The sequence below is a fragment of the Janthinobacterium amylolyticum genome (assembly GCF_051380655.1).
GTDB lineage: Bacteria > Pseudomonadota > Gammaproteobacteria > Burkholderiales > Burkholderiaceae_D > Janthinobacterium.
The window spans coordinates 1-2098 of the sequence record NZ_JBNYXL010000026.1 but is presented as its reverse complement, the minus strand read 5'-3'; the positions used below and the strand labels follow the sequence as shown (position 1 = coordinate 2098).

General features: G+C 51.2%; 3 protein-coding genes. All 3 read left to right on the top strand.

Translation table 11 applies throughout. From position 1 onward, the window contains the following. Window positions 1-338 precede the first annotated feature (338 nt). The 3 genes from ACQ4WR_RS28230 (at window position 339) to ACQ4WR_RS28220 (ending at window position 1841) form a co-directional block, all read left to right on the top strand. On the top strand, window positions 339-1253 hold the full coding sequence (locus ACQ4WR_RS28230) for a replication initiation factor domain-containing protein (RefSeq protein WP_436491417.1): 915 nt from the start codon (window positions 339-341) through the stop codon (window positions 1251-1253). A 119-nt stretch (window positions 1254-1372) separates the two neighbouring features. Further along, the gene (locus ACQ4WR_RS28225) at window positions 1373-1612 is read left to right on the top strand and encodes a hypothetical protein (RefSeq protein ID WP_436491416.1); all 240 of its coding nucleotides are present in this window, start codon (window positions 1373-1375) and stop codon (window positions 1610-1612) included. Window position 1613: 1 nt separating this feature from the next. After that, the gene (locus tag ACQ4WR_RS28220; RefSeq protein ID WP_436491415.1) at window positions 1614-1841 is read left to right on the top strand and encodes a hypothetical protein; all 228 of its coding nucleotides are present in this window, start codon (window positions 1614-1616) and stop codon (window positions 1839-1841) included. The last annotated feature ends 257 nt before the right edge of the window (window positions 1842-2098 follow it).

Sequence of the window (2098 nt, the reverse complement as noted above, 5' to 3'; positions counted from 1 at the left end):
AAGCGTATGGCGGAGGCGGGAAACCTTTCTACTTCGCGTTGTATGGGCGATTGGTTGGCCGACACGATGGAGGCCGCTGAGATGCTCACATTGCGCATGGAAGAGGCAAAAAGGGAGCCTATGCGTGTTATCAAGGAGTTACGCGCTATGGTTGCTGGGATGGCTCTTACTGTCGATGATGTGGAATCAGAGGTCCGGGCATCGCGCCGGATGCTCGGTGCGCAGCGCCGTGCGGCCGGCGCGATGCCCGGACCTCCCCCGTCTAGTAATACGGGGGTGTTAGTCCCCTCCCTCCCTCCTAAATCTCGGTCAAAGCGTGCTCGCAAAGGGACTCCTACATGACTCTTACGGTCATTGATTGGCTCGGTTGCCGTACGCAAGCCGACCCTGTGGACTGTGTAGAGGCCCTCAGAGGCGCTTTTGGTTCTCTTGGTGGTTCTCTGAAGGCTATCCCGAAAAAACGCGGCAAACAGGGTTTTGATAGGTCTGATGGCCTATTTTTGGCTGATATGTCTGTCGGGACTATGTCTTTTGGTGGTGACGCTATGCGCGGCTGGGTGTGGTTGGAGTTAACGGGCACGGGTTGCCAGTGGGTAGACGACTGGAACCGCTGTGAGGATGACTTGTCCCAGCTTCGTGATTTTCAATATAAACGGGTTGATATTGCCCTGGACACATACAAGCGCGAGGTGACTCACGATACTGTTGTTGCTGCTCATGGCGCCGGAATGTTCACTACTTGCGGTAAGCCGCCGTCAATGAGTCAAATCGTGCCAGCTGATCCGTATGAAGGTCGTACCGTTTATGTCGGCAAGCGCGATCAGCCTAAGTTTATGCGGGCCTATGAAAAAGGCTACGAGCAAGCTCGTAAATATTCGAAGCTTGATGTCTCGCATTGGGATGGCATACCTATTGCCGATTGGTATCGTTTGGAACTGGAATTGAAGGCCAAGGAGCAGCCTTTGCCGGATGATCTTATTGAAAATCGTGATCAATATTTTGCAGGTGCGTATCCATATTTACAAACCGTTGTCGCTGTTGAGCCGCAGGTTTTGAAAATGTCGCGTGAGAAGAGTCCGCAGCGTTCACTTGCCTCGATGCTTGAGATAATTCGTCAGCAATACGGGAACACTTTGTTCACTGCTTTGATGGCCCACGGGGGCGATATTGGAGCGGTCTGGGAGAAAATCGTTGGGAGTCAGCACAACACTAATCTTGTCGAGGATGGCGTGCTGATGGTGGATCATTTATGATAAAGGAGGCAACAACTGTAATCGTATAAATCGTTTAGATTGTTTTGTAAGAGGCGGCCCAAAGAGTGGTGGAACACTCGATGAGCCTAACCACAAAAGAACTGATAAGGAGTTCAAGTATGGCTAGCAACATTGGAACACATCTCGTAGAAAAGCTCGAAGAAATTTCGTCCCTGCATGGTCTTATGCGAGACCTCTCTAACATAGGGCCGGATCTTGCTTCCTTCTCGTCCATGCAATCGTTTGTCAACCTCGTTTCCTTTGTCCAGGAAAGACACGATGAGGCATACGACACGTTCCACACCTACATGCTCTCGCAGGTGGTGCCGATTGTTGGACACATCAATGATCGGGTCTGACATGGAAATTCTCGATGAAATCAGGGCCGATATCAGGCCAATTGCTCGCCGCATTAACAGGGCACAGAATCCATATGCTGCATTCTGTGTAGCGCTGTGGGTGCTCTGCCAAGAACTGAGTTTGACGCTGGCCCTCAAACAGGAAGCGTTGGATCACGTTATTGATATTCTCGATGGCGAAACTCCTTCTAAGCGTTCAGGCTTGAAGGGCATCATCGCTGTTAAATAGTGGCGGGGTATGGGCTGCAAGGCCCATGCTAAACAACTGATTTTGCTTTGCTGGGTCGCCTGAGTGCGGCCCTTTTCGTTTTGGCCTAGTTGCCCGTGATCGCGCCATGCAAAACCGCTTTTTGTTGACATACCGCAAAAAGTGATTCACACTGGTTCACATCGAATCACTACTTACCCCCCCCCTGCCATGACCGAACGAATCCGCACTACTATTTCACTGTCGCCGGAGGCTCATGACGTGTTTAAGCGTATGGC